The organism is Ignavibacteria bacterium (genome assembly GCA_025612375.1).
In the GTDB taxonomy this organism is placed as follows: domain Bacteria; phylum Bacteroidota; class Ignavibacteria; order Ignavibacteriales; family SURF-24; genus JAAXKN01.
In genome coordinates this window covers 1-4,032 of the sequence record JAAXKN010000090.1, presented here as the reverse complement: position 1 = coordinate 4,032, position 4,032 = coordinate 1, and the positions used below count along the sequence as shown (strand labels likewise).

The 4,032-nt window shown below is 44.5% G+C and carries 5 protein-coding genes; 1 reads left to right on the top strand and 4 read right to left on the bottom strand.

All coding sequences use genetic code 11. The features are described 5' to 3' along the window. Positions 1 to 254: TSUP family transporter (locus tag HF312_21285; protein ID MCU7522750.1), on the bottom strand; the 254-nt coding region annotated here is incomplete at its 3' end. Between the two features lie 173 nt (positions 255 to 427). On the opposite strand from HF312_21285, the gene HF312_21280 reads away from it, so the two are divergent. Further along, positions 428 to 1,951, top strand: coding sequence for a serine hydrolase (locus HF312_21280; protein ID MCU7522749.1), 1,524 nt, complete (start codon positions 428 to 430; stop codon positions 1,949 to 1,951). A 68-nt stretch (positions 1,952 to 2,019) separates the two neighbouring features. Here HF312_21280 and HF312_21275 read toward each other — a convergent pair whose 3' ends face one another. The 3 genes from HF312_21275 to HF312_21265 form a co-directional block, all read right to left on the bottom strand. Then, positions 2,020 to 2,862, bottom strand: a complete 843-nt coding sequence (locus HF312_21275) for a universal stress protein (protein ID MCU7522748.1) — start codon at positions 2,860 to 2,862, stop codon at positions 2,020 to 2,022. Between the two features lie 200 nt (positions 2,863 to 3,062). After that, positions 3,063 to 3,584, bottom strand: a complete 522-nt coding sequence (locus HF312_21270) for a DinB family protein (protein ID MCU7522747.1) — start codon at positions 3,582 to 3,584, stop codon at positions 3,063 to 3,065. Between the two features lie 101 nt (positions 3,585 to 3,685). Beyond that, the gene (locus HF312_21265) at positions 3,686 to 3,937 is read right to left on the bottom strand and encodes a GIY-YIG nuclease family protein (GenBank protein ID MCU7522746.1); all 252 of its coding nucleotides are present in this window, start codon (positions 3,935 to 3,937) and stop codon (positions 3,686 to 3,688) included. Positions 3,938 to 4,032 lie beyond the last annotated feature (95 nt).

Below are 4,032 nucleotides of genomic sequence, written 5' to 3'. Positions count from 1 at the left end.
GTTGTAGCTATTTCGAGGAACATGCCGATACGGATATTTGAAAAGCCCTCTTTTACGTATGCTGCGGCAGCTCCTGAGGAAGTTGCAATTACAGAGACCAGTGACGCCCCGATTGCGTAGCGTATATCAACTCCAAACAAAAGTGAAAGCATGGGAACAATTACAACGCCCCCGCCAAGTCCGGTTAGTGCGCCAAGCATCCCGGCTAAGAAAGCGCCGCCTGAAATTATGAGAGTCCATTCTATGGTATTCATCCAAAATCCATTTTTGAAAGGCACCGATAAAAAGTGTTAAAAGTATTTCTATTAGGTATGATATAAACTCCTGAAGAAAGTTTCAAACGCACAATTTTATTAGCTTTTAAATTCAGTGTTAACAAAAAATTTATTAGATTATCCTTAATCAAAAACAATCTTTCGGGCGACAAATGAGAAACAAGCTGCTCATGCCAATATTAGTTTTAATTCTTTTCGTTAATGTTACTGCACAGGAAAAACTTCCTGCTTTCATTTCAGACAGTCTTGACGCATATGTTGAACGCGCACTTAAAAGCTGGGATATTCCGGGCGTTTCGGTGTGTGTTGTAAAAGACGGCAAAGTGGTTGTAATGAAAGGCTACGGCGTCCGTGAGGCCGGCAAAAACGATAAAGTTGATGAGAACACCCTTTTTCTAATAGGATCAAACACCAAGGCGTTTACAGGAACCGCACTTGCAATGCTGGAAGATGAGGGCAAATGTTCACTTAGTGACAAGGTTCAGAAATACCTGCCGGATTTTAAGATGAAGGACCCATGGGTAGCCGGGCACCTTAATCTGTCGGACATTGTTTCGCACAGAATAGGGATGGAGACTTTCCAAGGCGACTTTATGTACTGGGATGCCAATCTGACGCCTCAGGAGGTAATAGAGAAGTTTGGTATGCTGACACCGAAATACGATTTCCGCACGCGCTGGGGGTACACAAATGCAGGCTTTGTAATTGCAGGCGAATGCATCAGGAAAATCAGCGGAGGGGATTGGGCAAGCTTCATAAGGAACAAAATATTCAGCCCTTTGAAAATGAATAGTTCGCTTGCCCTTCTGGGAGAAATTCCGCAGGCAAAAAATATTGCAAAGTCGCATACACTTGTGGATGGAAAACTTATGGTAATTCCTTACCCGAGCGTTGACCATCTGGCTCCTGCAGGGAGCATCTCTTCTTCAGCCTCAGATATGAGCCACTGGCTTATTGCACAGCTTGACAGCGGGAGGTACGATGGAAGCCAGGTGATTCCGTTTTCTGCAATTAAAAAAACACGCCAGCCGCTGTCAATAGTTGGGAGGGCTTCAAATCCCTTCGACAAAAATCCATTCGGGCTTTATGGAATGGGCTGGAGTATTGAAGATTACAAGGGGCACGAGATAGTTTCGCACACAGGGGGAGTTGACGGGTTTGTTACTTCTGTTACTCTGCTTCCGGGCGATAAACTGGGAATAGTTGTGCTTACGAATAATGACAATAACGGGTTTTATACTTCACTTAAGTGGGAAATTATTGATGCCTTCCTGGGAATGCCTTACCGTAATTATGATAAGCTGTATCTTGGCGTTTACGGGAAAAGGCAGCAGACATACGATGAGGAACTAAAAGCTCTGAGAGATACGGTAAGCATGAATCTTAAGCCTGCAGCTGATCTTGACGCCTTTACAGGGAAGTATATGAATGAAGTTTACGGATACCTTAATATAGCGCGCGAGGGAAATACGCTGGTAATGACTTTTGAGCATCACCCGACGCTGAAAGGAAAGCTGGAGAGCCTCGGGGGCAGCCGCTTCCTCTGCACATACAGCGATCCGGTTTTTGGAATCAGGGTTCTGCCTTTTACAGTTGAAGGGTCCAAAGTAAAATCGATGACGTTAAAGGTTGCCGATTTTGTGGAAATGACGACGTATGATTTTGTAAAGCAATAGAGTATTCATTAAGGCTTTCGGGCATAATAATTAATGAAAAAGCCGGATTAAAACCGGCTTTATCTTTATCATGGTTTTACAACCAGGAACTTGCCCGGGAGCTGTTTCAAAATAAATTCCATATCGTGCTGAAAAATTCTGTCGAACATATTCAGTTTTTTTCTGGGTCCCGGTACGACCAGAATGTCGCCCCCGATCTCATGTATGTAGCGGTTAGCTTCCCAGCCCTGCCTGCCGTAGAGGAATACGGGTTTAACTTTAATTCCCTTAATATCCATTTCTTTTGTAAAGAGAGCCAGTTTGTCTTCTTCCTCTTTCTGCCACTGGTTCATTTTGTCTTCAATTTCCGAAGTGGAGCCCGAATCCTGAACTGTCATTGCAAGTCCCGGCACCTGGAATTCACGCAATAAGACCATTTCCCTGGCGTTTTCAAGCATTGCATATTCATAAGCCTTCTTAATAGCCACTTCGCTCTCGGGAGTATAGTCCACAGAGATGCAGAACTTTGTCATTTGTTTAGGCTCTTTGGAGGGGGCTGTCATAATGAGCACAGAAAAGGCGGCATTGCGCAAAATTTTGCGGGCAACCGAACCGACGTAGTATTTCAGCAGATTTTCTTTTTCCAGAGCTCCGGCAACAAGGAGGTCCACTTTTTCCTGAGAGCACACTTTCAGTATAGCCTCCGAGGGCTCGCCATTAACCCAGCTAACCTTATACGATCCTGAATTCAGCTTAGAACTTGAAATAAGGTTTTTAAAAGTTTCTTCTTTATCCCTGCTTTTATCGCCAACGTGTATCAGAACCAGCTCAGCCTTAAAGAGGTCCTGCAGTTTCTTAGTCTCGTTAAGCAGCGCCAGAGCATTTGGAGAAAACGTGACGGCCAGGGCAATCTTACGGAAAGGAAAATTCATTTGATGATAAAGTTTGTTATTAAATTACAGTATAAATTTATTAATTATTCAAATAAAATCAATCAGTTTTAAAATCCACAAAAATCCCGGCTTCAGCTCCGGTTAGAAATATTTTAGTGCGGGACATTTTCAGATGATTCCATTCAGAACGGCAATACCGCACTTTTCAGGGCCGAATGCATGAAAAAGCAGGCAGCAGATCAGAGATACCGGGTTCTTATGATCTCTGTATGATGGCGTTCATGACCTGCTGTGATATAGGCTAAGGCTCTTACGGTAACCTCGAATTTGCTGGCCACGCCGCGCCTGAACCACGCATCGGGAGGAAGAGACCTGAAAAGGCTGATTGTAGCGTGTCTTACGTGCTGGAATTCCTCCACAAGGTCGTGCCATGGGTATTCATTACAGTCGCTCTGGCGTACATACTCTTCCTGGTCAAATCCCGGCAGTTCCTGGCGTTCGCCGCGTGCAATGCAGAGTGCTCTGAAAGTAAAAATGCGCTCGGCGTCTATTACATGTCTGAGGACCTGTTTTATTGTCCATTTCCCGGGCTGATAGGTGGTAATTGCCTGGGCATCTGAGAGTGACTTAAAAAGTGTGGAGGATGTTTCGAGCTGCAGTTCGAGAATATGAATTAAGTCGCCGTCGGGAACGGCGGAAATGTATTGTTCATAGTAAGGGGCATACTCGGTAGAGTCGGGGCGCATGATAGCTCTTTCCATAAGAAAAATCCTTTCTGTGATTACTTTAATTTAATAAAATATACAGAATTTTGGAAAGGGAGGGGGAGGAAGTTTAAGGTTCAAGGTTCCGCCGAAGCGGATTATGAGCCCGATGCTGCAGAAAGTTTTTTCTTCAGGTAATCTTTTCCCACTCCGGACTTAAGCCAGTTCTCTCTTTTTCTAGCTTCGCTTAAGGTCTGGAATTCCTCGGAATAGATTAGTTTCCATTCAGTGCCTCTTTTGGTCCAGCCTGCCAGGTGATTGTTGTGTTGGAAAAGTCTGTGCTCCAGGTCCTCAGTACAGCCTGTGTAGGTATGCCCTTCTTTACTCCGGATAACATAAACCGTAGCCATTGTTACCCCCTTAAATGCAAAAAGCCGAAGTTGTTTACTTCGGCTTTCATTATGTTTAGTAGCGGGGCTAGGACTTGAACCTAGAATCCACCGCG

What these genes read in the sequence shown, in the direction of transcription:
- HF312_21280 (MCU7522749.1), top strand. Translation starts at nt 428, where the DNA reads ATGAGAAACAAGCTGCTCATGCCAATATTAGTTTTAATTCTTTTCGTT.
- HF312_21275 (MCU7522748.1), bottom strand. Translation starts at nt 2,862, where the DNA reads ATGAATTTTCCTTTCCGTAAGATTGCCCTGGCCGTCACGTTTTCTCCA.
- HF312_21270 (MCU7522747.1), bottom strand. Translation starts at nt 3,584, where the DNA reads ATGGAAAGAGCTATCATGCGCCCCGACTCTACCGAGTATGCCCCTTAC.
- HF312_21265 (MCU7522746.1), bottom strand. Translation starts at nt 3,937, where the DNA reads ATGGCTACGGTTTATGTTATCCGGAGTAAAGAAGGGCATACCTACACA.